22 protein-coding genes are annotated in these 23,732 nt (G+C 73.3%); 7 read left to right on the top strand and 15 right to left on the bottom strand.

Annotated elements, in window-relative coordinates; translation table 11 throughout:
* Positions 1–4: 4 nt before the first annotated feature.
* Both B7P34_RS20445 and B7P34_RS20450 read right to left on the bottom strand, forming a co-directional pair.
* The gene (locus tag B7P34_RS20445; protein ID WP_223268046.1) at positions 5–667 is read right to left on the bottom strand and encodes an NADPH-dependent FMN reductase; all 663 of its coding nucleotides are present in this window, start codon (positions 665–667) and stop codon (positions 5–7) included.
* 1 nt (position 668) lies between these two features.
* Positions 669–2,510 carry a glycosyltransferase family 2 protein gene (locus B7P34_RS20450; RefSeq protein WP_146166876.1) on the bottom strand — a complete coding sequence of 614 codons (1,842 nt, stop codon included), beginning with the start codon at positions 2,508–2,510 and terminating at the stop codon, positions 669–671.
* A 303-nt stretch (positions 2,511–2,813) separates the two neighbouring features.
* Between B7P34_RS20450 and B7P34_RS20455 the strand changes: the two genes are divergently transcribed.
* On the top strand, positions 2,814–3,701 hold the full coding sequence (locus tag B7P34_RS20455; protein WP_106678466.1) for an ATP nucleotide 3'-pyrophosphokinase: 888 nt from the start codon (positions 2,814–2,816) through the stop codon (positions 3,699–3,701).
* Between the two features lie 221 nt (positions 3,702–3,922).
* On the top strand, positions 3,923–4,252 hold the full coding sequence (locus tag B7P34_RS20460) for a putative quinol monooxygenase (RefSeq protein ID WP_106678468.1): 330 nt from the start codon (positions 3,923–3,925) through the stop codon (positions 4,250–4,252).
* A gap of 81 nt (positions 4,253–4,333) precedes the next feature.
* On the opposite strand, the gene B7P34_RS38735 is transcribed toward B7P34_RS20460, so the two are convergent.
* Positions 4,334–4,585 (bottom strand): hypothetical protein, encoded by a 252-nt coding sequence (locus B7P34_RS38735; RefSeq protein ID WP_223268047.1) that lies wholly within the window; start codon positions 4,583–4,585, stop codon positions 4,334–4,336.
* Between the two features lie 490 nt (positions 4,586–5,075).
* On the opposite strand from B7P34_RS38735, the gene B7P34_RS20470 reads away from it, so the two are divergent.
* From B7P34_RS20470 to B7P34_RS20490, 5 genes are all read left to right on the top strand, one after another.
* The gene (locus B7P34_RS20470) at positions 5,076–5,582 is read left to right on the top strand and encodes a hypothetical protein (protein ID WP_106678470.1); all 507 of its coding nucleotides are present in this window, start codon (positions 5,076–5,078) and stop codon (positions 5,580–5,582) included.
* A 167-nt stretch (positions 5,583–5,749) separates the two neighbouring features.
* A complete protein-coding gene (locus B7P34_RS20475; RefSeq protein ID WP_223268048.1) occupies positions 5,750–6,436 on the top strand; it encodes a L,D-transpeptidase family protein in 687 nt (228 codons plus the stop codon).
* Positions 6,437–6,609: 173 nt separating this feature from the next.
* Positions 6,610–7,119 (top strand): hypothetical protein, encoded by a 510-nt coding sequence (locus B7P34_RS20480; protein ID WP_106678474.1) that lies wholly within the window; start codon positions 6,610–6,612, stop codon positions 7,117–7,119.
* A complete protein-coding gene (locus tag B7P34_RS20485; RefSeq protein ID WP_106678476.1) occupies positions 7,116–9,014 on the top strand; it encodes a GMC family oxidoreductase in 1,899 nt (632 codons plus the stop codon). Before B7P34_RS20480 ends, B7P34_RS20485 begins: the two co-directional genes overlap by 4 nt.
* Positions 9,011–9,625 (top strand): ferritin-like domain-containing protein, encoded by a 615-nt coding sequence (locus tag B7P34_RS20490; protein ID WP_106678478.1) that lies wholly within the window; start codon positions 9,011–9,013, stop codon positions 9,623–9,625. The genes B7P34_RS20485 and B7P34_RS20490 overlap by 4 nt, the downstream gene beginning before the upstream one ends.
* 71 nt (positions 9,626–9,696) lie before the next feature.
* Here B7P34_RS20490 and B7P34_RS20495 read toward each other — a convergent pair whose 3' ends face one another.
* The 12 genes from B7P34_RS20495 to B7P34_RS20550 form a co-directional block, all read right to left on the bottom strand.
* Positions 9,697–10,458, bottom strand: a complete 762-nt coding sequence (locus B7P34_RS20495; RefSeq protein ID WP_106678506.1) for an SDR family NAD(P)-dependent oxidoreductase — start codon at positions 10,456–10,458, stop codon at positions 9,697–9,699.
* A gap of 22 nt (positions 10,459–10,480) precedes the next feature.
* Positions 10,481–12,163 carry an FAD-binding oxidoreductase gene (locus tag B7P34_RS20500; protein ID WP_223268049.1) on the bottom strand — a complete coding sequence of 561 codons (1,683 nt, stop codon included), beginning with the start codon at positions 12,161–12,163 and terminating at the stop codon, positions 10,481–10,483.
* Between the two features lie 40 nt (positions 12,164–12,203).
* Entirely contained in the window at positions 12,204–12,722 is a 519-nt protein-coding gene (locus B7P34_RS20505; RefSeq protein ID WP_223268050.1) for a cupin domain-containing protein, read from the bottom strand.
* A 223-nt stretch (positions 12,723–12,945) separates the two neighbouring features.
* Positions 12,946–14,022: a hypothetical protein gene (locus B7P34_RS20510; RefSeq protein ID WP_106678482.1), complete on the bottom strand. Its 1,077-nt coding sequence runs from the start codon at positions 14,020–14,022 to the stop codon at positions 12,946–12,948.
* A 56-nt stretch (positions 14,023–14,078) separates the two neighbouring features.
* Positions 14,079–15,653, bottom strand: coding sequence for a M48 family metalloprotease (locus B7P34_RS20515; RefSeq protein ID WP_223268051.1), 1,575 nt, complete (start codon positions 15,651–15,653; stop codon positions 14,079–14,081).
* 220 nt (positions 15,654–15,873) lie between these two features.
* The gene (locus B7P34_RS20520; protein ID WP_106678486.1) at positions 15,874–16,290 is read right to left on the bottom strand and encodes a hypothetical protein; all 417 of its coding nucleotides are present in this window, start codon (positions 16,288–16,290) and stop codon (positions 15,874–15,876) included.
* Between the two features lie 124 nt (positions 16,291–16,414).
* On the bottom strand, positions 16,415–17,653 hold the full coding sequence (locus B7P34_RS20525) for an MFS transporter (protein WP_106678488.1): 1,239 nt from the start codon (positions 17,651–17,653) through the stop codon (positions 16,415–16,417).
* A complete protein-coding gene (locus tag B7P34_RS20530) occupies positions 17,650–19,134 on the bottom strand; it encodes an FAD-dependent oxidoreductase (protein WP_106678490.1) in 1,485 nt (494 codons plus the stop codon). The genes B7P34_RS20525 and B7P34_RS20530 overlap by 4 nt, the downstream gene beginning before the upstream one ends.
* Entirely contained in the window at positions 19,131–19,499 is a 369-nt protein-coding gene (locus tag B7P34_RS20535) for a hypothetical protein (protein WP_106678492.1), read from the bottom strand. The genes B7P34_RS20530 and B7P34_RS20535 overlap by 4 nt, the downstream gene beginning before the upstream one ends.
* Positions 19,499–20,914, bottom strand: a complete 1,416-nt coding sequence (locus tag B7P34_RS20540; RefSeq protein WP_106678494.1) for an aspartate aminotransferase family protein — start codon at positions 20,912–20,914, stop codon at positions 19,499–19,501. Before B7P34_RS20540 ends, B7P34_RS20535 begins: the two co-directional genes overlap by 1 nt.
* A gap of 14 nt (positions 20,915–20,928) precedes the next feature.
* Entirely contained in the window at positions 20,929–22,305 is a 1,377-nt protein-coding gene (locus tag B7P34_RS20545) for an NAD(P)/FAD-dependent oxidoreductase (protein WP_106678496.1), read from the bottom strand.
* Positions 22,305–23,276: a glycosyltransferase family 2 protein gene (locus B7P34_RS20550; RefSeq protein WP_106678498.1), complete on the bottom strand. Its 972-nt coding sequence runs from the start codon at positions 23,274–23,276 to the stop codon at positions 22,305–22,307. The genes B7P34_RS20545 and B7P34_RS20550 overlap by 1 nt, the downstream gene beginning before the upstream one ends.
* Between the last annotated feature and the right edge of the window lie 456 nt (positions 23,277–23,732).

Consider the following 23,732-nt stretch of genomic DNA (forward strand, 5'->3'; position numbering starts at 1 on the left):
CCGGTCAGTCCTGGGCGCGCTGGGTGACCGGCGCGTCCGTGCAGTCGCCGAGGAACTCGTACCAGCGGCGGCGCAGGCACACGTAGCGCGTGTCCGCCTCGACCAGCCGCAGGAACGACGTCACCGCCTCCGCCAGACGTGCGTGGAGCCCGCTGTCGGAGAGGTCGCCGTCGCCGGTGAACCCCTCGTGCGCCTTGGCGAGGCTGAACATGTCGGGGTAGACGCGCGTGCCCAGGTGTTCGAGCGGGACGCGCAGGGCCCACAGCCCGCGGTTGCCGCCGACCATGGAGGGCGACGCGGAGACCAGCAGCGCGTGCTTGTCCTTGAACGGCTGGGGCCGGACGCGGGAGACCCAGTCGATGGCGTTCTTCAGCACGCCGGGCATCGAGGCGTTGTACTCCGGGGAGGAGATGACCAGCGCGTGGGACGCGGACAGCCGGTCGCGCAGCGCGAGCGCCCCGGGCGGCAGGCCCTCGGCGGCCTCGGCGTCGCCGTCGTAGAGCGGCATGGCGAACTCGCCCATGTGCGCGTGGTCGACGTCCGCGCCCGTCTCGTCCCGGACCAGGCGGGCCACCAGCGAGGCCAGCCGGGCGTTGAGCGAGTCGGTCCGCAGGGAAGCGCCGAGCACGAGCACGCGCATGGGGCCGGGAGCGGTTCCGCCGGCCATGTCAGGCCGCGCTGTGCTGGGTGCGGGGGCGGGAGACCGCCGGGCCGTCGCCGGTGCCCCGGCCGCTCGGCCACCGGTCGCGCGCCCGGCTCGCCAGCCACACCGCGGCCGGCCCGAGCGCGGTGACCAGCGCCATGCCGGCCCACACCCGCATCGCCACCGAGGAGTGGCCCAGCAGCAGCGACGCCACCAGGCACACCCCGAACACGCCGGCCCACCACAGGTGCGTGCGGAACGTCGCGGTGCAGTCCCCCGACACCGACGCGCCCTTCGGGGTCACCACGAAGCCCGAGCGGCGGCGCAGCAGGGCCTGGCCCATGGCCCGCGCGTACAGGGGGGCCGACACCGCCGACATGACCATCCCGGCCACGCCCGAGGAGCCCTCCGGCTCGTGCGGGCTGACGTTGTGGCGGCGGTTGACGACGTACAGGCAGATCTGCAGCACGGCCGCGTCGCCGTAGAGCATCAGCCACACCTGCGAGGGCACGTTGATGCCCGAGGCCCCGAGGCCGAGGAAGAGGACGCAGGAGACGCCGCCGAGGACCCAGGTCATGGCGGACATGGGGTAGTAGGCGACCAGCAGGCAGTAGTTCCACAGGCGGCCCGGGGACAGGGACCACACCGCGCGCCCGAACTGCCGCAGGAGCGTCTCGAACGTCCCGCGCGACCAGCGCAGCTGCTGGGAGAAGAAGTCCGTCCACGACGAGGGGCCCTCGCCCACCGCCAGCACGTCGGGGGTGTAGACCGAGCGCCAGCGGCGGCCCGTCAGCGGGTTCTTCCGCCGGTGGATCTCCAGGCCCGTCGCCATGTCCTCGGTGATCGAGTCGTAGAAGCCGCCGATCTGCCGCAGGACGCTCACGCGCACGCAGTTGGACGTCCCGACGAACATCGGCGACCCGTACCGGTTGCCCGCGCGCTGCACCAGGGCGTGGAAGAGGAACTGCTGGCTCTCGGCGGCCTTCGTCACCCGCGCCGAGTAGTTCCCGTACACCTGGGGGCCCACCACGAAGGCCACGTCCGGGTCGCGGAAGTAGCCCAGCATGCGCTCCAGGAAGTTCGGCAGCGGCACGTGGTCGGTGTCGACGCACGCCACGAAGTCGTAGCCGTGGCCGTGCGCGTCCAGCCAGGCGTTGTAGTTGCCGTGCTTCGTCCGGGCCCGGAACTTCCCCGACGGCCGGTTGTAGCGCGCCACGCCCTTCCGGGAGAAGTGCCGCACGCCCAGCCGCCCGCAGAGCGCCCGCGCGCCCGGGTCGTCGCCCTCGTCCAGCAGCCACACGTCCACCAGGCCGTCGTAGCCGACCCGCACCGCCCCCTCCAGCGTCGCCGACACCATGGCGAGGGGCTCCTTGCCCGGCACGAACGTCGTGCAGAAGGCCACCCGCGCGCCCGGCTTCGCGCGCACCGGCACGGGGTCCCGCGCCACGCACGAGGCGTGGGCCACCGAGACCACGTTCACCACGCGGAACACCTCGACCAGACCGACCGACGCGAGCATCACCGCGTCCACCGATCCCGGCCATCCGTCCCGCACCACCCAGTGCCCCGGCCACAGCAGCCACACCAGCACGCCCGCCGCCGCCAGGGGCGCCAGCCCCACCAGCAGCCCCACCCACACCCCCGCGAAGCCCGCCCGGCCCCGCAGCGCCCGGTACCCCACCCGGTAGGCCCCCCGCGCCGGGGGCTCCTCCAGCCTCCCCGCCAGGCGGCTGAAGCCCTCGTAGTCGTAGTCCCCGCCCCGTGCCCCGGTCGCCACGGACGCCACCGCGCGCCGCTCCCCCGCGGGCCCCGGTACGGCGCTCCCGCCGCCGGCGCCCTCGTCCGCGACCACTCCGCACCCCGACACCCGCACTCCACCCACCACCGCAACCACCGCCCATTCCCCCACCACCGGAACTACCACCAAAGGGGTCATTAGTCCGCAAAACGTAACAACGCACTGGAGCGATCATCCGAAGAATGCGGCCAACACACCCCCTGGTCACCCGCACGGCCCACCGGGCTCGGACGGCCACATTCCGCCCCGCAACCACCGTGATCCGGCCAAAGGCGGGCCGTGGCGCGCGCCGTTCAGTTACCGGCGCGGGGGACGGCCGGTTGTATGGGGCGCCGAGTACCACACCTCACGCGCCGAAGGACGAATCACACGGTGATCAAGAACCGCACTGCCCATCGACTCGCTGCCGCCGCGGCGCTCGCCGCCGCCCTGAGCGCCGGACCGGTGCAGAGCGCCCTCGCCGACGGCCGGGCCGGAGCGCACCCCGTGTCCGCAGGCAAGACGATCACGGCGGCCGGAGCGGGCAAGCCGGTCAAGGCGGAGCGGCTCCCCGACGGCGACGGCGGGTGGCAGGGCGACGGCCTGTCCCTCAACGCCGCGGACAACAAGAAGGTCGACGCGTTCCTCGCCCGCGCCCGCTCCGCCGAGCGGACGGTCAGCCCCGAGATGGAGGCCGTGGCCCGCATCAGCCACGCCACCCTCGTCGGCTTCGACCACCGGCTGAAGTCGCCGGACTCGCTCAAGCGCAAGGTCGCCACGGCCATGAAGGAGGCCCCCGGGCAGACCGTGGACGCCACCCTGGCCAGGATCAACGACTCCATCCGCTACACCCTCCAGTGGCCGGACGGCAGCTACACCAACGGGGTGACGATCGCCTCCTCCGCCCTGGCCCTGTGGGGCAACGACAGCGTCAAGTGGTCCAACACCTGGGGCCGGAAGCACGGCTACAAGGGCATCAACGCCGCCTGGCGCGATCCGCACTCCCAGCACGCCTTCGAGGTGCAGTTCCACACCCCGTCGAGCAAGTGGGCCCAGGAGGCGACGCACAAGCTGTACGAGGAGCAGCGGCTGCCCACCACCTCGCCCGAGCGGGTCCGCGAGCTCCAGGAGCAGCAGGACGCCATCTTCATGTCCGTGCCCGTCCCCGACGGGGCGGAGGACCTCACCGCGCCCGCGCAGACCCGGCCGCAACCGGCGCGGACGCTTCCGGCCCCGGTCGAGCAGGCGGCACCGGCCGAGCAGATGGCACCGGCCGCGTAGCGGCCCGGCGGAGCGGCCGGCCGGCCGCCGTCCGACTGGCCGTCCCGCCGCAGCCGGGGTGCAATTTCCCGGGAGGGCCGGAATCGCTGTCGTCCCCGCTTCACCGGGTGCCCACGCCTCCGCCGGCGTGGGCACCGGCACGGGCGCTCCCGCCCGCCGCCGGCAGGGACGGGGACCGGCCCGGCGCCCCGGACCGCCGCCCGAACACGACAGGAGCCGCCATGATCTTGATCGTCGTCAAGATGACCGTCCGCCCCGCGCACACCGAGAAGTGGCTCGACCTCGTCGGGGACTTCACCAAGGCCACCCGGGACGAGCCGGGCAACCTGTTCTTCGAGTGGTCCCGGAGCGTCGACAACCCGAACCAGTTCGTCCTCGTGGAGGGCTTCGCCTCCCGCGAGGCCGGTGACGCGCACGTGAACTCCGCGCACTTCAAGACCGCCATGGACGAGATGGCCGAGGCCATCGCCACCACGCCGCAGATCATCAGCACCGAGGCCCCCGGCAACGGCTGGTCCGCGATGGCGGAGCTCACGCCGCGCAACCTCTGAGCAGCGCTTCCGGGGGCGGGGCGGCACGGCCGTGCCGCCCCCGCGGCATGACCGGGGACCGCCCTCCGGTGGGGCGGCGCTTCAGTCGGCCCCGGCGCGGGCCGTCGTCACCAGGTCCCGCGCGAGGGCGACGCGGGAGATCGTCATCGCCCCGTACAGCACCAGGGCGGCCCCGGCGGCCTCGGGGAGGATCCACCAGCCGCTGCGGACGCGCTCCTCGTACAGGGTGATGCCCAGCGAGAGGCTGACCAGGGCGTCGCCGAGGGTGAGGGCCGGCTGGGAGGCGGTGAGCGGGCCGGACTGCATGGCGTTCTCCAGCAGGAAGAGGGCCATGACAGCGCGAGCGCCTGGAGGCAGGCGGCGGCCATGACGGCGGCCATCCCGCCGAGCCAGGCCCTGCGGCGCAGGAGTTGGGCGAAGAGGGACAGCCGCAGCCCCGGGGCGAGGGGTACGGTACGGGCCGCGCTGCGCTGCAGCACGACCGCCAGGGCATTGCTGACCGCGGCGAGCACGGCGAAGAGAACGGCGGGGAAACTCCGCACGGTGCCGCTCCTTTCGGGCCCCGCCGCCGGAATCGGGTATTCCTCGGCGGTGGATCCGGAATGCTCACTGCTGCCTATCTTCCGCCGCTCCCAGGAGAAAGCGGACCAGGCGCACCGATGGGCGCCCGGGGCATCCATGGCGGAGAATCGCTGACCGTCCGCACGGAGAAGTGAGCGGACATTGACAAGCGGGCGCGGCGCCGCAAGGGTTGCCCCGCAAGCGAAAGGCACGGGAATGCAAGCGAGTTGAGCTCATCCCCTTCTCCGCAGCTGGAGGAAAAGTGTCCAGACGCTCGTGGTGCGCCGCCCTGGCCCTCGTGGCCGCATCCGTTTCCGGTCTCGCGGCGGCTCCCGCCGCGCAGGCATCCGGCACCGCCCGGGAATCGGCCTCCGCACCGGGCTCCGGCGCCGCGGAGCTCCGCGGCAGACATCCCGAACTGAACGGCGCCCGGGTCAAGGGCGTGAACAGCCCGGCCATCTATCTGATCCTCGACGGCAAACGCCGCTGGATCCCCAACCCGGCCACGTACAACAACCTGTTCCGCGACTGGAACGGAATTCAGTCCGTCGTCGACATCGGCGCCATCGACGACGGCGGGCAGCTGTCCGACGGCGCCATTCTCGCGAAGTCGCCCAGTGGGCCGGCGGTTTACCTCGTGAGCAACGGCATCAAGCGCTGGATCACCAGCCCGGCCGCGATGGACAAGTACTACTTCGACTGGAACAAGATCGTGAACCTCTCGCCCGTCGCCCTGGACTCGATTCCCACGGGCGCCTCCATCTCGTAGCGGCGAGCCCGGCTGCTCCGTTCGGGGGGTCCCCGTCCGGGACGGCGGGGCCTCCTCCCCCGCACCCCTTCGCCGGATCTCTCGGCCGCCCCTCCGGCCCCGGCTGCAACCACCGGCCGGTGCTATCAGTCTTACGTCATATGGGAACACTTAGCAGGAACAAGACGGTGCGCCCGGTCACGGCGCGCCGGCTCGGGGTGCTGCTGGGCACGCTCGGGCTGACGGCGCCGCTGACGCTGGCGATAGGCGGGCCGGCCCAGGCCGCGCCCGCCTGCACGACCCGGACCGGGCCCTACCAGAAGGAGGCCGAGAAGTTCCTGGGCAGACCGGTGGACGGCCGTCAGTCGCCCGCCGACTGCAAGGCGATCCAGGACTTCCAGACCAGCCACCGCATCACGCCGAACATCGGCTTCGCGGGGCCCGTCACCTGGGCGGCCATGCAGGACGAGATCACCCGGCGGGACCCCAACGCCGACGGGAAGTGCCCGGTGAACAAGGGCCGGATCGCCTGCGTCGACCTCACCCGCCAGCTCAGCTGGATACAGGACGGCCGGACCGTCAGGTTCGGCCCCGTGCCGGTCCGCACGGGACGGGCGGGCTACGAGACGCGGACCGGCCCGAAGAAGATCTACTGGCGGTCGATCGACCACTGGTCGACGATCTACAAGGTGCGGATGCCCTACGCGCAGTTCTTCGACGGCGGGCAGGCCTTCCACGCCATCGACGGCAGCGTCTGGTCACCGCCCGGCTCGCACGGCTGTGTGAACATGCGCACCGGCGACGCCAGGACGTACTGGTCCATGCTGGGCAACGGCGACAACGTCTTCGTCTACGGCCGCAAGCCCGGCACCTGAGCGGACCCGGAGAACCCCTCCACTCCGCGGTCCGGACGGCCCCCGCTCCCCGAGCGCGGGGGCCGCCCTCCTGCCACCGAACACTCATACGAGTGAAGGGGATTTGTTTCCCCTTCACGCACCGTGGAGTCTCCGATAGACATGCGTCAGGTCCCACGGATGGGTGGTCCCGGATGACACCGAAGACGAGCACGTCCGCACGTTCCCTCGACGACTTCATCACCGCCTCGGCCGCCCTGACCGGCTTCGACGCCTTCGACCTGCACGCCACGGGCATGGCCGGCCTCTACCACGACACCGCGCTGGAGCAGGTGGGCCGCCCGGCCGTCGCCCGCCTCCTCGGCGCCCTCGCCGCCGCCGGGGGCGACCCGGACGGCGTCACCGACGAGACCGCCCGGGACATCGCCCGCGCCATCGCCCACATGTGGTACCTGGGCGTGTGGCCGCAGCTCGCCGCGTCCGTCCACACCGCGCTGGGCCGCGAGCGGGCCAACACCGCGTTCACCGTCTCCCCCGAGGCCTACGCCGAAGGCCTGGTGTGGCGCACCTTCGACGGGCACCCGGCGGGCGCCAAGCCCCCCGGCTTCGGCACCTGGGCCGATCCGCCGCCCGGCGCCCCCGCCGTCCCCCGGGCGGGTGAGCGGGGCACTCGTCTCCCCGGCCCGCGGGAAGCCGGCTCGTGAGCCCGGCCCCGCGCCACGGCCGCGCCCGGTACGACGTGATCGTCGTCGGCGCCGGCCTGTCCGGCTCCCTCATCGCCAAGGAGTTCGGGGACAAGGGCCGGCGCGTCCTCGTCCTGGAGGCCGGCACCGGCACCTCCGGCAGCCGGCCCGGCCACCTCGACGCCGTGGACACCTTCTACGCCGCCCCGGCCAAGGTGCCCAACTCCCCCTACCGGCCCAACGCCGCGGCCCCCTCCCCCGACGTCCTCGACCTCACCGGCCTGCCCTCCGGCGGCTACCGCGCCGGAGGCTACTTCCTCCAGCGCGGCCCCCTGCCCTACGGCACCGACTACCTGCGCGCCCGCGGCGGCACCGCCCTGCACTGGCTCGGGCTCACCCCGCGCATGCACCCGGAGGACTTCCGCACCCGCCGCGCCTACGGCTACGGCCGGGACTGGCCCATCGGCTACGACGACCTGGAGCCCCACTACCGCGCCGCCGAACGGGCCCTCGGCGTCGCCGGCGACGCCGCCGAGCAGGCGGACGCCATCGGCCTGCCCTTCCCCGCCGGCTACGTCTACCCGATGCGCGCGATCCCCCGCAGCTACGTCGACGACGTCTTCGCCGCCCGCCTCGACGGGGCCGCCGTCCGGGAGGCGCCCGGCGCCCCCGCCACCACGCTGCGCGTCGTCGGCACGCCCCACGCCCGCAACGGCACCCCCGACCCGCGCTACGACGGCGGCCGCGGCTACCGCCCGGTGGGCGCCGTGGGCCTGCCCAACTACGGGGAGCGCTGCGTGGGCAACGCCTCCTGCGTGCCCATCTGCCCCGTCCAGGCCAAGTACACGCCCCTCAAGACGCAGGCCGCGTGGGACCGGCGCCGGGTCCGGCTCGTCACCCAGGCCGTCGTCAGCCGCGTCCTGGCCGACGGGACGGGCCGCGTGCTCGGCGTCGAGTACCTGGAGTACGAGGACCCGGCCGTCCCCGCCCCCACCACCCGTACGGCCGAGGCCGACGTCGTCGTCCTCGCCGCCCACGCCGTCGAGAACGCCAAGCTGCTCCTCCTCTCCCGGCTCGGCAACCACAGCGACCAGGTCGGGCGGAATCTGATGGACCACCCGGTCCTCCTCGGCTGGGGGCTCCTGAACCACCCGGTCGGACCATTCCGCGGGCCCGCTTCCACCTCCGGCCTGGAGTGCTTCCGCACGGGGCCCGCCCGGCGGTCCCGGTCCCCCTTCCGCGTCGAGATCAGCAACTGGGGCTGGGGCTGGCCTGCGGGCTCGCCGGCCAGTGACGTGGCCCGCCTGCTGGGCATCGGTGCGGACTCCGCACAGCCGCGCGGCAAGGGCCTGTTCGGGGCCCGGCTGCGGGCCGGGCTGGGCAGGGAGATCGGCCGGCAGGTCTCCGTGCAGTTCCTCCTGGAGCAGGAGGCCGAGGAGAGCAACCGCGTCACCCTCGACCCGCGCCGGCCCGACCGGCTCGGCATTCCGCGCCCGGTCATCACGTACGACCTCTCCGACCGGGTCAAGCGCGGCATGGCCGCCGCGAAGGCCGTCTCCGGCCAGCTCTTCCAGCTGCTGGGCGCCGACGACCGCACGGCGTACGGACCGGGCCCGCTCTCCCCCGGCTGGTTCCGCTTCGAGGGCCGGGAGTTCTCCTTCAACGGCGCCGGGCACGGCGGCGGCACACACGTCATGGGCAACGCGCGCGGCACCTCGGTGGTCGACTCCTGGCAGCGCTGCTGGGACCACCCCAACCTCTACGCCGTCGGCTGCGGCAGCATGCCCTCGATGGGCACCTCCAACCCCTCACTGACCATGGCCGCCCTCGCCCTGCGCAGCAGCGAGCAGATCCACCGCGACCTGACGGCCGCTCACCGGCCCGCCTCGGTGCGCCCGCAGGAAGGACGCCCATGAGGACCGCACCGCCGCCGGACGCCCCCGCCGGGGTCACCGCCGCGCCGGCCCGGTTCGACGAGCCGCCGTTCCGGGTCCCGCGCGACCGCGCCGACCTGCACGCCTTCCTCCCGGCCGCCCTCCTCGTCACCGGCTATCCGGCCCTGCTGCCCTACAGCCGCGACAAGGTGCCGGCGGCCCTGCGCCACTTCGGCACGGAGGCGCTGGACACGTTCCTGCACATCGAGCGGCCGGAGTACGTGGCCAAGCCGCCCGGCCACCCGTCCGTGGCCGGTGACACCGGCTGGACGTCCATCGGCCAGTTCTGCAACACCAGCCGCGCGGGCCTGGTCCGGCTGACCGCGGAGCTGGGAGAGGCGGCCCTCTTCAGCGGCGACCGGCGGCGGCAGGCCGGGCCGGAGGACTTCTACAACTCGGGCGGCGAAGTCTTCCCCGTGACCGGCCTGGCCTCCGCCGTCAGCGGGGAGGACGCCTATGCCATCGACCCCGCGGCCCGGGCCGCCGACTATCCGCCCGGGAGCGCGGTGCGGCGCGCCCGGGGCCTGCACGCCTCCGCCACGTACGAGATCACCGAAGAGCTCCTGGCCCGGGCCCGGCGGAGCCTGCGGTGAACGCGCGTGTGCGGGGCGGGCGCCGGGCGCCCGCCCCGCACACGGCTACGACGACCGTGGCAACGGCCCGCTCAGGCCGTCATGCCGCCGTCCGCCACCAGGTCGTGGCCGACGACGAAGCTCGCGGCGTCCGAGGCGAGCCACTGGACCGCGGCGACGATCTCCTCGGTCTCGGCGACGCGTCCGATCGGCACCGTGCCGGCCACCCGCGCGTTGCGGTCGGCCTCGGTCTCGCCGGGGCGGAAGGACATGGAGGTGTTGGAGGCGCCGGGGCTCACGGCGTTGATGCGGATGCCGTCCTTGATGTGGTCCAGCGCGGCCACCCGCGTCAGGGCGCTGACGCCGGCCTTGGAGGCGACGTAGGCGGCCATGCCGGGGCGGCGCCCGTGGAAGCCGATGTTGGACGACGCGTTGACGATCACTCCGCCGCCGTGCTCGCGCATGTGGGCGACCTCGTACTTCATGCACAGCATCACGCCGGTGAGGTTGACGCCGACGAGCCGGTGCCAGGTGGCGAGGTCGGTGTCGGCCAGCGGCGCGGGCGGGGCGAAGAGCCCGGCGTTGTTGTGCGCGATGTGCAGACCGCCGTGGCGGGCGACCGCCGTGGCGACCATCGCCTCGACGTCCTGGGCGCTGGTGACGTCGGCGGCGACGGCACTGGCCTTGCCGCCTTCCTCCTCGATGAGCCGCACGGTCTCCGTGGCGGGCTCCAGTGCGACGTCGACGGCCACGACGGTGGCGCCCTGGCGTGCGAAGGCCAGGGCACTGGCCCGGCCTATGCCGGAGCCCGCCCCGGTGACGAGGGCGACCTTGCCTTCGAACTGTGCGGTCATCTGGTTCTCCTCCATGAGGGGGTCACTGCTTGGGCAGGGCGATGGACTGCGAGTGGCGGAAGACGTTGCGCGGGTCGTAGGCGGCCTTCACGCGCTGCAGCCGGGGGTAGTTGTCCTTGTAGTAGAGCGTCGTCCAGGGCACCCCCGACCTGTTCTGCTGCGGGTCGGTGATGTCGCTGTCGGGGTAGTTGATGTAGCAGCCGTCGGCGGCCGGGCCGGGGACGGGATAGCCGCCGGTGGAGGCGAAGACGTCGGCGTAGACCTCCCGGGTCCAGGCGAGGTTCTGCGGATCCTGCTCCTTGCCGGGCCAGAAGCTCTGGAAGAGGCCTTTGAAGATGGAGTCGCGCTGGGCGGAGGCCGTGTCGCCGGAGCGCACCGTGTTGATCTTCCCGCCGTAGGAGAGCAGGACGACCATCGAGTTGGGGTTCTGCAGGTCGGTGCGTGTGAGGTGCTTGTAGAGGGAGGCGATCTGGGCGTCGTTGAAGCCCTTGCGCAGGTACGCGGACTTGTGGATGCCGCGCAGCGTGGGGTTGGTGAGGGTGGGGTTGTTGGTGCCCAGGAAGCGGACGGAGGCCAGCCAGGGCACGCGCTGCGGGGTGAAGAAGTCGGGCATCGGGCCCTGCTCGCCCACTGCGGAGGTCAGCGGCTCGGCCTTGATGCCGAGGGCCGCGGTGATCGAGGCGACATAGGCGGTGATGAGCTTCTCCGCGCCGGGCACGGTGGCGTCCATCTGCGTGAGCAGGCCGATGCTGTTGTTGGCGCGGTGGTTGATCATCAGGAAGCTGCACAGCGAGGCGTACGGCGAGTCGGGGCTGCCGTTCTTCTCGTGCCAGGTCCCGAAGTTCTTCACCAGGGTGGCGAAGCGCGTCTTGTCGAGCTTGCTCCAGGGCAGGGAGATCGCGCTGACGTAGACGTCCTTCGGCGGGTGCATCAGCTGGTCTGCCGGCTCGCTGCCGGTCGCGTCCGGCGAGCGGAACCAGTAGCGGGTGATCACGCCGTAGTTGCCGCCGCCCCCGCCGGTGTGCGCCCACCACAGGTCGCGGTTCGGGTCGCCGGCCTCGCGGGTCGCCACCACGGCCCGTGCGGTGCCGTCGGCGTTCACGACGACGACCTCGACGGCGTAGAGGTGGTCGACGGTGAGGCCGTGCCTGCGCGAGAGCATCCCGTAGCCACCGCCACTGATGTGACCCCCGACGCCCACGGAATAGCACATGCCGCCGGGGAGGGCCACCCCCCAGCCCTTGTAGAGGGATTCGTAGACGTGCAGCAGCGTGGCCCCGGCCTCGACGACGAAGGCCTTGCGCTCCTCGTCGTAGCCGACCTGGTCCATGGCCGTCATGTCGACGACGATCTGCACGTCGGGGTTGTAGACGAAGTCGGCGTAGCAGTGGCCGCCGCCGCGTATCGATATCCGCTTGCCGGCGCGGACCGCCTCCTGCACGGTCCGGACGACCTGTTCGGTGGTGTGCACGATGCGCACGGACTCGGGACGGCCCACCCAGCGGGTGTTGTTGCCGACCACCAGGTCGGCGTAGCGCGGGTCGTCCGGGAGGACGGTGACCGCCGCAGGTGCACCCGCGCCGGCCTCCGCCCCGGCGCCGGTGCCCGCCGCGGCGGCCCGGGTGGGCGCGAGGCCCGTCTGTGTCACGGCGGCGCCCGCCACTGCGGCGGCGGTGCCGGTCAGCATGGTTCGTCTGTTCAGCATGCCCATGGTTCTCTCTGTGCGTACCAGTTGTTTTCGCCGGTCAGCTGCCCCAGATGATGCCGAGACCGAGCTTCTCCGCGACCTCCTGCGTGCGCTCGACGGACCAGCGGTCACCGACCGGTGCGGCGGCTCCCATGTGCACGGGATATCCGCCGTCCAGGAAGAACCGCTCGAATCCGCCGGGGCAGGTGAGCACGTACAGGTCGGCCGTCTCGCTCTCCACCAGATACGAATGCGGGATTCCGCGCGGCAGGAAGAGCACGCTGCCGCCTTCGAGGAGTTCGGTGCGGTCGCCCACGGTGGCCCGTACGCCACCGCTGCCGATCATGAAGATCTCGTCCTCGAGCGTGTGGATGTGACTCGGGGAACGCTCGCCGAGCTTCGCCGCGAAATGGGTCATTCCCATGGCGCCCCTGGTCTGTTCGGCCGTGAGCTTCACGGTCACCAGGGAGCCCTTTCCCCACAGCCGCTGTGTTCCGTCGCCCGGTTTGAGGACGGCCGGCAGGATCTCGTCCTTGTCGAAGGGGAGTTCTTCCCGCCCGCGCGGCGCTGTCGTCATTTCTCCTCCAGATCCCTTGCGGTGCTGGGCAGCGCCCGACCGGCTGGTTCCGAGCGTTCCCCAGTGAACCCGGGAGCGACAAGACAGCTGAGCCCAATCCGTCAAGTGGCACTGCGCAGCGGTGAGTTCACGCTGCGCGAAACCGGAAACGGATTGGGCTCTGCTCTTCTATTCGGTTGTGGCAGGGGCGGGCGCGGGCTTCGCGCCGCTGAACGGGAAGTGACTAGCGGGCGCCCTGAACGGCTCGTTCCCGGTAATCGCAGTACTTTTCCGCGGGGTCCTCGAAGTAGCTCCAGGGCAGGGAGCCGACGCAGCCGTCGACAAGCCGGAATTGTTCGAGGGCCTCCGCGTGGCGCTTCTGCTTCACGAGGAAGAAGGCCAGCAGGTGCCGGGCCTCGGGCAGGCGCGGGTGGTCGGGCCGGACGGCCGGGAGGTCGGCGAGCAGGGTGTCGACCATGGCCATGGCCTCGGGGGTGCGGTAGTGCTTGCCGTTGAACGGCCGGTCGAGGTGCTCGAAGTGGGCGACGAGCCGCAGGGCCGGCAGGAGGGTGCCGGCCGGGGCGCCGGATGCCGCCTTGTCCGCGAAGTCGCGGGCCAGTTCCGCCGAGCCGTGCCACTTCCCGCACCAGTACTGCAGGGCGCTGTAGTGCGCCTCGTAGTGGTGGGGGGCGCGGTCGGTGATCTCGGCCCAGAGCTCGTGCATGTACGCGTGCGGGTAGCCGAGGCCGAGTCCTGCCCAGAGGTCGGAGACGTGCGGGGAGGGGTCCTCGGGGGCGAGCTCGATCGCGCGGGCGATGTCCTCGCGGGCCCGCAGCAGGACGCGGTGGAAGCCCTCGAACTGCTCGGCCGAGGTCCGGTCCGCGGTGCGGGCGCCCCGCAACTGCCAGGCGAGGAAGACGGTGGACCGGGCGCGTACGGCCGCGGCGCCGGGGTCGCCCGGGCGGGCGGCCTCCCAGGCCGTGAGCCAGGCGTCCTCGTCGGCCGCGGCGCGCGCGAGGGAGATGACGAGCGCGGTGCGGCGCTCCCAGTCCTTGCCGATGGCCGTCATGGCCTCGGCGGCGGGCTCCCAGGCGCCGCGCTCCGCCGCTTCCCGCGCGCCGTCGATCTGCGGGTCGCGCAGCAGCCGCTTCGTGTCCTGCCGGTCCTGCGGGAGCAGGCCGAGGGCGGCCGCTTCCTTCGACAGGCGGGCCGGTGCGGCGGCGGCCGCCGTGCGCCGGGGCCGCGCGGAGGCGCCCTTGCGGTTCCGGTACCAGATGAAGATCCAGACGGCTATGACGAGGAGGGGCAGCAGTCGTGCCACGGGGGTTCGGCTCGATTCGTAGAAGGGGCGCGGGTGCGCGGAGGGGTGGCGGGGAGTCAGGCGTGCGCGGCCTGCGGCGGCAGCAGCCTGCGCAGTGGCGCGGTGTCGGGCACGTCGGCGACGGCCGCCTCCAGGGCCTGCGGCAGCAGGGTGTCGTAGCCGTCCGGGAGGTGGAGCCTGGCGCTCTCCGCCCAGGACAGCTCCCACCAGGCGGCCCGGGCGTCCACGAGCTCCAGCAGGACGAGGCTGGACAGGCTGTCGAGGAGCGCCGGGCGCAGGAACTCGCGCGCGGCCCGGCCGCTCGCCTGCTGGGCGGCCCGCGGCTGCGGGAGGCCGGCTGCTATCTGCCACAGGCCGCCGCGGTCGGCCGCGTCCAGCAGGGCGTGCACGGTGGTGCGGCCGCCGATGACGCGGGCCATGGCGTCCCGGAGGGGTTCCGCGTCGGCGTCGTGGCCGGCGCGGATGCCGTGGTGGACGAGCTCGGGCCAGTCGGCGCGGGGCATGTGCAGCGCTTCCTGGGTGAGGGTGGCCGCTTCGAGGTCGGCGAGGACGCGGGCGGGGTCGTCCAGCAGGGCCATGGCGGGGCCGGCGGGCAGGCCGCCGCGCCCGTCGTCGGGCATGGCCTCGATGAGGCGGATCCGCTCCGCGGTCGGGGGGTGCGCGTCGTACGGGGAGGGGTCGCCCGGCGGGAGGTCGCGGCGCAGCTCGTCGAGCTCCTCCTGGCGGGCCGGTTCGGCGAGCAGGCGGGCCAGACCGCCGTAGAACTGGCCGTACGGGGGCAGGAGTCCGGCGGCCACACCGACGGAGGCGTACCCGCGGAGGTAGAAGCCGTGGGCGGCGTCGAGGACGGCGGCCTCGCGCAGGGCGGAGGCGGTGGCGTCGCGGCCGGCGATCCGGACGGCGAGCCGGTCGGCGGCGAGCTCCTGGCGGCGGGCGTCGCTCCGGGTGGCCCGCAGGGCGAACTTGCCGTAGGCGATGAAGAGCTTGCTCATCTGCCGGTAGCCCCACCCGGCGCCGCGGGTGTCGACTTCCTTGGCCTCGCGGCCCTTGCGGAGGGCCTTCTCGGCGGCCTTCTCCTGGCGCATCCGCTCCTTCTCCACCCGTTGCTCCGCCCGCTCCGTGAAGGCGTTCACGGTGCGGGCGACGGCGTGCCGGCCGCGGGCGGTGATGGCGGAGAGGCGGGTGTCGGCGTGCCCGTAGTGGCCGAACTCGTGGGCGAGGACGGCGCGCAGCTGGGCCTCGTCGAGGCCGGTCATCAGGGGGACGCCGAGGTAGAGCCGGCGGCGGCCGGGCAGGAGCCCGAGCAGGCGGGCGTTCTCGGAGACGGCGGCGTTGACGGTGCCGGTGAGGAGGATCTCGTCGGGCATGCGGGTGCCGGCGGCGCCGGCCACCTCGCGCACGACGGCCCAGAGCCGCGGCTGCTGCCGCTCGGCGACGGGCAGGCCTTCGTCGCCGTCGTCCTTGGGGGTGCGGACGAGCAGCATGCCGCGAACGACGGGGAAGGCCAGCAGGGCGAGGACGACCGTGAGCTTGAGGGCGAGGGGATTCACGCCCCGCCAGTAAACGGCGACTCCGATTCCGGCGAAGACGCCGAGGACGACGAAGCACAGGAGATAGAAACCCGCGAGCACGACAAGTGCACGCAGGGCACGCAGAAAAACGCCCATGGGGCAGGGGCCCTCACACGGAAATAGAGGAATGGTCGGTGCACCGGGGGGAGAATGGCCAGTATGCCGCACAGGGTTTTGAATGGGCAAAATGTTTTGAATGCGGCAACGCGTGAGCGGCGGCGGCCCGAAGGGGGCCGCCGCCGCTCGCGTGCCGGACGGGTCCGGGCCGGGTCAGGGCCCGTCAGGTCCAGGTCTCCGGCCGCGGGTCGTGGAGGGCGGGGTCCTCGGGTGCGGGGCGGTCGCGGAGCTCGGGCGGGACGGCTCCGTTCGACGGGTAGAGCAGGCGCCCGAGGGGATAGGGCTCGGCGTAGGTGGTGACCAGCCGGCGGACGGTGGCGGCGTCGGCCGTCACCGGGAAGCGGCGGTGGTCGGCGTCCGCGTCGTCCGCGCTGGGGTCGGGGTCGGTCAGGGTCGACCACATGTCCTCGGCCGCGCTGATGAGCTGGTCGAGTTCGTCGCGCACCCCCTGCCAGGCGCCTTCGCGCACCGCCTCGTCGATGCGGGAGAGGGTGCCGAGGATGCTGGCGTAGTCCTCGGCCAGCTGGTCCTCCTGGGGGGACGGGGCAAGGGTGTTGGCGACTGGCTCGGTGGTGTACACGGCACCTCCACGCAAGGGGGAAACGGTTCAAGGCCGGGGTGGATCCGTACGAAACCCCCGCCCCGGCATCGTCGCGCGCCGCGGGGCCGACCAGCGCTCTCCACCGTCACCGGTCGGCGATATATCACTCGCACGGGCGAGCGGGGTGCTGACGCCGCGGGCCGGGGAGCCGCGGCGGCCGGGTCGCCCGCGCGAGCCACACCGTCGCGAGCAGGCACACCGCCGTCATGGCGCACAGCACCACCGGAACCGCCCGTACGCCCGACAGCTCGATCGCCCTGCCGAGTGCGGGGCCCGCGGCGACGCCGCCCACCATGGACGCGGCGATCACGTAGGCCGCGGCGCGGCGGGCGGTGGGGACAGTGCGGTGGAGCCAGGGCAGGCCGGTGGGGAAGACCGGCGCGATGAACAGGCCCACGCCCGCGTACGCGTAGGGGGCGAGGGCCGGTACGGCCGCGGCGGCCGTGCAGAGCAGCATGCCGGCGCAGCTGACGGCGACGATCACCGGCTCGGTGAGGCGGACGGCCAGCGGCACCACGAGGAAACGGCCGGCCGTCAGCATCAGCCAGTAGACGGAGGTGGCGGAGGCGGCCGCCGCGGTGGTGTAGCCGACGGTTTCGAGGTGGGTGGGCTCCCAGCCGCCGACGCCCGCTTCGACGCCGACGTGCACGACGTACAGCAGGACGAACGCGCCCAGGAGCAGCACCGTCCGGCCGGGGCGCGGCGGGGGTGCGGGCGGCCGGTCCGTGTTGCCGGCGGCCGGGGCCGGTTCCCGGTCGCGGACCCCCTTCAGGAAGAGGAGGAGGCCGGCCGCGAGGGCGCCGCAGGCGAGGAAGGCCACGGGATAGCGGCCGGGTCCGAGCAGGCCGACGAGGGCGGGGCCGGCGACCGCGCCGATGCCGAAGTGGGCGTTGAGGACGTTGAGCATGGCGGTGCTGCGGCGTCCGAAGCCGGTGGCGAACAGCTGGTTGAGCCCGTAGTCGATGCCGCCGAAGCCGAAGCCCGCCACGAGCGCGGCCACCAGGGCGAGCGGCCAGGCGGGGGCCAGGGCGAAGGCGATGCTGCCGAGGGCCATGAGGGCGTACGAGGAGCCGAGGAGCACGCGGTTGCCGGTGCGGCCGTGAATGCGGTTGAAGGCGAGGACGCCGGTCACGCCGCCGGCGAAGTGGGCGCTCAGCCCGAGCCCCGCGGCGGAGGGGGACAGCCCGAACTCCTCGCGCAGGGCCGGGATCGCGGGCCCGTAGAGGGACTGGAGGGCGCCGATGAGGACGAAGCCCGCGCAGGAGGCGGCGACGGCGGTGCGCGTGAAGAGGGCGGCCTCCGGCCGGGCGGGGACGCGCACTCTGGTGATCGGGTCGGTCATGGGCGCCCCGGCGCCGTGCTCAGGAAGCGTTCGGCGATCTCGTGGGCGAAGGCCATCACGGTGCCCTGCGGGCTGATGCCGGTGACGCCGGGCAGGACGCTCGCGTCGCACACGCGCAGCCTCCGGAAGCCGTGGGGGCGGCCGTGCTCGTCGCAGATGCCGCCGCGCTCCGGCAGGCCCATGCGGGCGGACGCCATGCCGTGCACGGACACCAGTTCCCAGTCGCCTGGGCGGACGCGGCGGCAGAACTCCTCGGCCTCGGCGCGGGAGTGGAGCGGGCGCGCCGAGGCCACCGGCGGGAGCAGCTCCCGGGCGCCCGCGGCGAACAGCACCTCGCCGGTGCGCCGGAACGCCTCGCGCAGCCGGCTGTGGTCGGCGGAGGTCATGCCGTGTCGCAGGAGGAGCCCGCCGCGCGGCGTGGCGAGGATCCGCGCCTTGCCTTGAAGGCGGACCTGGGTGGTGTACGACCCGAGCGTCGCGAAGGCGGCGAGCAGCCGGTCGAGGAGCTGCGGGGGGCGGCTCGCGAGCGCGGCGGCGAGCGTGCCGCGCGTGACGTTGGACGGCATCATCAGCACTCCGTCGCCGCCGAATTCGTGGACCTGTGCGGTGAAGATGGTGCCCCGGTCGGCGTGGACGGGCTCGTCGAAGCGGGCGACGGTGCGGAGGTTGACGTGCAGGGACAGCTCGCGGCCCGCGGTGCGGCGGTGGATGCGGCTGCGCTGCAGGAGCGCGGGTGTCTGCAGCGGGCCGGCGGCGAGGAAGACCTCGCGGGCGCGGTGGACGGCGGTCCTCCCGCCGGGCCCCGCCGCCACGACGCCGGTGGCCGCGCCGTCCTGGTGCAGGATCCGCAGGACGCGGGTGCCGGGGAGGATCCGGGCGCCGAGCGCCTCGGCTTCGGGGAGGTAGCTGACGGCCATGCTCTGTTTGGCGCCGGTGGGGCAGCCGGTGGTGCAGCGGTTGCTGTGGCGGCAGCCGAGGACGGCCCGGTGGGCGTACTGCCAGCGCCGGCCGAGCCGCTCGGCTCCGGCCGCGAGCAGGCGGGAGTCGTGGTTGCCGGCCCCGTGCTGCTGGGCGGCGACGCCGAGGCGGCGGGTGACGAGGGCGAGGTGCGGGGCGAGGTCGGCGGCGCGGTACCCGGCCACGCCGGACTCGGCGGCCCAGCGCCCCAGCAGGGCGGGCGGGGGCTCCCACAGCAGGCCGCCGTTGACGACGGTGGTGCCGCCGACGCAGCGCCCTTCCCCGTAGGCGAGGGTGGGGGTGCCGAAGACGGGGGTCAGCCCGCCCTGCCGGTAGAGGCGGCGCATGTTCTCGGCGGGCGTGGCGGCGGCGATGTGGTCGGTGCTGACGCGCGGGCCTTCCTCCAGGACGGTCACCCGCAGCCCGGCGGCCGCGAGTTCCCGCGCGACGACGCTGCCGCCGGCGCCGGATCCGATGACGAGGACGTCGCTGTCGGAGGCGCGCTCCCTGCGGAAAGGGCTCACCGGTCCGCTCCCCGGTGCGGTGCCGGCTGCTGCTGCCCGGGAAGGCCGTCGAGGGCGCCGAGCAGGGCGAGGGCCGTGCTCGCCCGGACGACGTCCCCGAAGCCGGGCAGGGCGGCCACCCGTCGCATGCTGCGGCGGCCCTCGGCCGCGGAGGCCTTGCGCAGGCCGCGCCCCGACACGAGGAGGAAGGCCGCCGGGAGCAGGCGCAGCGTCAGGGCGTATGCGGCCCGGTACGGCAGCGGGAGGGTGTTCAGGGTTCCGGTGACATGGGCTTCGGCGGCGGTACGGGCCTGGAGGGTGTGCAGGCAGCCGTACTGCCGCAGCCAGTACGAGCGCAGGCCGCTCGCGCGCAGCGCGTCGCGCATCAGACGGTCACCTTTTCCTTGAGGAACGCGGCCAGCAGGCGCGTCGCGCCCTTGGCGAGCACGTCGTCGAGGGCGCGCAGGAAGAGAGCCGTCTCCTCCTCGCCCGCGACCAGGGGCGGGGAGACGACGAGGGCGATGTCCCGGTTGGAGCCGAAGAAAGTGAGGATCCCGTGTTCCCGGTACAGGGCGGCGATCACGGCGGCGGTGAGCAGCTTGGGCACGGCCTGCGGATCGCGGGCGGCGGCGGGGAGGAGGGTGCGGACGCGGTCCGGGAGCCCGGGGCCGGGTCGCAGGAAGACGCCGTGGAGGGCTCCGCGCCCCGTGGTGGAGGCCACCAGGCGGGGGTGGCGCGCGGCGATGCGGGCGAGGCCGGCGGAGAGCTGCTCTCCCAGGGCGCGGGCCCGGCCGGGGAAGTCCTCCTCCACGGCCACCAGGACCGCTTCGAGGGCGGTGGCGGTCTCCTCGCCGAACCCGTAGTAGGTGGTGCTGTGCAGCGTGGCGTCGGCGAGGTTGTCGTAGGCCCTGCGGAAGACGGGTTCGCGGGCCACGTACCCGGAGATGGAGGACTTCCCGCCGCCGAAGGACTTCGACATGGTGAGGACGTCGGGGACGAGTCCGGGGCAGCGCATGAAGTGGAAGAGCTCGCCGGTCTTGCCCCAGCCGGTGTACACCTCGTCGAAGACCAGGACGATGTCCTGCTCGGTGCACAGCCGCCGGACCTCGCGCAGGAACGCGGGCGGGCACTCGCGCAGGGCGGAGGCGCTGAAGGGTTCGAGCACGACGGCGTAGACGTCGCTGCGGCCCGTCGCGTCGCGGTGGCGTTCCAGGGCCAGTGCGAAGGAGGCGAGGTCCCCGTAGGCGAAGGAGTCGGTCCCGGGGATCCGCGGGAACTCGAAGTGGATCTCGGGGGAGGCGGTGAGGCTGCCGGCGCCGAGGAGCTTGCCGTGGAAGGCGATGTCCGTGTGGAGGACGGTGCCGCGCCGGCCGCCGTGGTATTTGTACGCCAGTTTGACCGCGCCTTCGACGGCCTCCGCCCCGGAGTTGGGGAAGTAGCAGACGTCGAGGTCGCCCGGGAGCAGCGCGGCCAGGTTGTGGCTCAGGGCGGCGACGTAGGGCGAGAAGAAGTTCTTGTGGACCTCCATGCGGCGGCGCTGCCGGAAGCGGTCGCGGGCGGCGAGGACGCGCGGGTGGTTGTGGCCGTGGTTGAGGACGCCGATGCCGCCGGTGAAGTCGAGGATCCGCCGGCCGTCGCGGAGGGTGATCCACGCGCCTTCGGCGCTCTCGACGAGGTCGCGGCCGAAGCCGAAGGAGCCGATGAGGGAGACCTGGCTGCGGCTGACGTGCTTCTCGTAGAGGTCGTGGACCTGGTCGATGCCGAGGTGTTCGGCCTGGTCCAGGGAGATGAGTTCAGGCATGGGGTTCCTCGGGGTCAGGCGTGGGAGTCCTCGGGGGAGTTTCGGCGGCCGCCGGGTTCGGTGCGCAGCCGGTCGGCGATGAGGCGCCCGGCGCGGCGGCCGTCCCGCACGGCGTAATTGGTGCCGCGGTCCTCGGGGAAGACCTGGGCCATCCCGGCGAGGTAGAGGCCGGTCACGCGGCTCTGCACGGGCGGCATGATGCGGGTGTAGCCGGGGGTGATGACGGGCTGGGCGTGCTCGGCGCGCCACACGTGGTACGCGTCGACCCAGGTGCGGTCGAAGCCGGGGAACATCCGCTGCAGGTACGGCAGGCTGTGTTCAAGCACCTGCGCGTCGTCCATCCGGTACAGCTCCGCGTCGGCGGGCAGGTACTTGGAGAGGTACGCGATGTGCCGGCCGCCGTAGCGGGCCGGGTCGTCCATGTTGGTGTGCTCGATCACGCCGACGTAGGGGAACGACGGGTCGTTGACGTTGAGCCAGTACGTGTCGGAGAGCCGGCGGTTGTTCTCCAGCACCAGGCAGATGTTCGCGAGGTAGCGGATCCTGCGGAGCTGCCGCAGCAGCGGCGGCACGGAGGGGTGGGTGTCGCTCTGGTCCTCCAGCATGCCGGCGGCCAGTGCGGGGGCGACGGTCAGGAGGACCTGGCGGGCGGAGTGGAGCTCGCCGTCCGCGGTGCGGACGCCGGTGACCCGCCGGCCGTCGGTGACGACGGAACCCACGGCGGTGCCGGTGCGGATGTCGACGCCGTGGTCGGCGAGGCGTTTGCGCAGCGCGGTGAGGAGGGCGTCGCTGCCGCCGCGCAGGTAGTAGAGGGTCTCGCTGCCGGAGCGGGTGCGGCTGCCGCCGCGCAGGTGGAGCTTGGTCCACATCCAGGTGGCGCCGACCTCCGCCGCGTGGTCGCCGAACTTCCCCTCCAGCAGGGGCCGCCACACGACCTCGTAGACCCGGCGGCCGCCGAGGGAGACCAGCCACTCCTCGGCGGTGCGGTGCTCCAGCAGGCGCCAGTCGCGCACGCGCTGGGCGCGCACGGTCAGCAGGCCGAGCCGGAGCCGGTCGAGGAGGGGCAGCGGGGCGAAGCGGAGCAGGTCGAGGGGTTTGGAAAGGCGGTAGACGGAGTTGGCGTAGAACATGCCGGTGCGCGTCAGGTGGGGTTCCATCAGGTCGGCGATGCCGAGCCGGGCGCAGAGCCGCAGCATCTCCTCGTCGGAGGCGAACCAGTGGTGGTAGAAGCGTTCGAGGCGGCGGTCCCCCACGGTGAAGCTGCCGGCGAGGCCGCCGATGTCGGAGTCGCGTTCGAGGAGCCGCACGGTGTGGCCGAGCTCCGCGAGCTCCAGCGCGGCGGAGAGGCCGGTGAAGCCGGCGCCGACGACGATCACGTCCGGGTGCTGCATCACGCGACCTCCTCGACCGAGGCGAGGACGGCCCCGGGGATCGTGCTCCGTATCCGTTCGCTGATGACGTAGGCGGGCCTGCCCTGCACCTGGCGCAGGACCGCGTGGAGGTACTCCCCCACGGTGCCGACGGCCAGCGACTCCAGGCCGAACAGGGCGAGCGGCAGGGCCCCGGCACGGCCGCGGCGGGTGAGCGCCATGGCGAGGGCCCCCACCAGGGAGGCGGTGCCGGTCCACAGGGGAAGCCGCAGCGGGAGGACGGATCCGCTGGTGAGGAAGGCGCTGCGGGAGAGGGCGAGCATTTTGGGAAGGGTGTATTTGGATTCGCCCGCGGCCCGCGGGTCCCGCTGGTATTCGATGGTCGTCTCGGGGAATCCCGCCCAGCCGACGGCGCCGCGCAGGAAGAGCTCCCGGTCCGTCAGTCCGGTGAGCGTGTCGACGACTTCGCGGTCGAGCAGCCGGAAGTCTCCGGTGTCGAATGCGACGGGGTGGTCGGAAATCCGGCCGAGGAGCCGGTAGAAGGCGAACGCCGATAAGTTCTTGAAGGCGGTCTCGCCGTGTCTGGCGGTGCGCCGCGCGGAGACCACGTGCCATCCCTGGCGCCAGCGGGCCACCATTTCCGGGATGATTTCGGGAGGGTCCTGCAGATCGGCGTCGATGACGACGACCGCGTCGCCCCGCGCCTCTTTGAGCCCGCCGAGGCAGGCCGCCTGATGGCCGAAGTTGCGGCTGAAGCGGACGGCCCGCACCATCGGGGACTCGCGGGTGAAGGTCCGGATCAGGTGCCAGGTGGCGTCGGCGCTGCCGTCGTCCACGTAGATGACCTCGTAGCGGACGCCTTCCACGGGGCGCAGGGCCCGGGCGATGCGGTCGTGGGTGCGGGCGAGGACCGCTTCCTCGTTGTAACAGGGCAGGACGACGCTGATCAGGTGGGTGGTCGGGGACGGTGGGCTGGTCTGGCTGGCAGGCATGGGCCTCTCCTGTGCCGGGAGCCGGTTGTCGCCGTGCGGGATTGTCGCCGCAGGGGATTGTCGCCGTGCCGCGCTTTTCGCCGTGCCGGTGTCTTCGCGCGGCCTTCATTGCCGTGCATTTCCGATACTTTCCCCCTGCATCGATCGACGGTAGCCGACGCCCGAGCGGGCGGGCAAGATCCTTGCAGCCGGGGACCGCGGCCCCGCTGACACCGGCTTCCGGGCCGCATTTCCCGGGTGGCTCAGTGCCGCGTGCGGCGCCGGCGGCGGGGGCCGAGACTGGATGCGGGCCCCGGCCGGCCGCCGCCCCCTGCCCGGGCGCAGCAGGCCCCGGACCGGGCATGGCCCGGACGTCTGGAGGAAGGGGACGCGCGTGCCCGGACACGGCGTGCCCCGCGGCCCGGAGGCCCCCGCGGCCGCTCCCACGAGGCCCGCGGTGCTGGGCCGCCGGGCCGA

This window comes from Streptosporangium nondiastaticum, from assembly GCF_003011965.1.
Classification (GTDB): domain Bacteria; phylum Actinomycetota; class Actinomycetes; order Streptomycetales; family Streptomycetaceae; genus Streptomyces; species Streptomyces nondiastaticus.

Excerpts from the sequence above, each read along its gene's own strand:
- B7P34_RS20460 (WP_106678468.1), top strand. The coding sequence starts at position 3,923 with ATGATCTTGATCGTCGTCAAGATGACCGTCCGCCCCGCGCACACCGAG.
- B7P34_RS20540 (WP_106678494.1), bottom strand. The coding sequence starts at position 20,914 with ATGCCTGAACTCATCTCCCTGGACCAGGCCGAACACCTCGGCATCGAC.
- B7P34_RS20550 (WP_106678498.1), bottom strand. The coding sequence starts at position 23,276 with ATGCCTGCCAGCCAGACCAGCCCACCGTCCCCGACCACCCACCTGATC.
- B7P34_RS20545 (WP_106678496.1), bottom strand. The coding sequence starts at position 22,305 with ATGCAGCACCCGGACGTGATCGTCGTCGGCGCCGGCTTCACCGGCCTC.
- B7P34_RS20535 (WP_106678492.1), bottom strand. The coding sequence starts at position 19,499 with ATGCGCGACGCGCTGCGCGCGAGCGGCCTGCGCTCGTACTGGCTGCGG.
- B7P34_RS20480 (WP_106678474.1), top strand. The coding sequence starts at position 6,610 with ATGACACCGAAGACGAGCACGTCCGCACGTTCCCTCGACGACTTCATC.
- B7P34_RS38735 (WP_223268047.1), bottom strand. The coding sequence starts at position 4,585 with ATGGCCCTCTTCCTGCTGGAGAACGCCATGCAGTCCGGCCCGCTCACC.
- B7P34_RS20445 (WP_223268046.1), bottom strand. The coding sequence starts at position 667 with ATGGCCGGCGGAACCGCTCCCGGCCCCATGCGCGTGCTCGTGCTCGGC.
- B7P34_RS20500 (WP_223268049.1), bottom strand. The coding sequence starts at position 12,163 with ATGCTGAACAGACGAACCATGCTGACCGGCACCGCCGCCGCAGTGGCG.
- B7P34_RS20490 (WP_106678478.1), top strand. The coding sequence starts at position 9,011 with ATGAGGACCGCACCGCCGCCGGACGCCCCCGCCGGGGTCACCGCCGCG.
- B7P34_RS20505 (WP_223268050.1), bottom strand. The coding sequence starts at position 12,722 with ATGACGACAGCGCCGCGCGGGCGGGAAGAACTCCCCTTCGACAAGGAC.
- B7P34_RS20525 (WP_106678488.1), bottom strand. The coding sequence starts at position 17,653 with ATGACCGACCCGATCACCAGAGTGCGCGTCCCCGCCCGGCCGGAGGCC.
- B7P34_RS20495 (WP_106678506.1), bottom strand. The coding sequence starts at position 10,458 with ATGACCGCACAGTTCGAAGGCAAGGTCGCCCTCGTCACCGGGGCGGGC.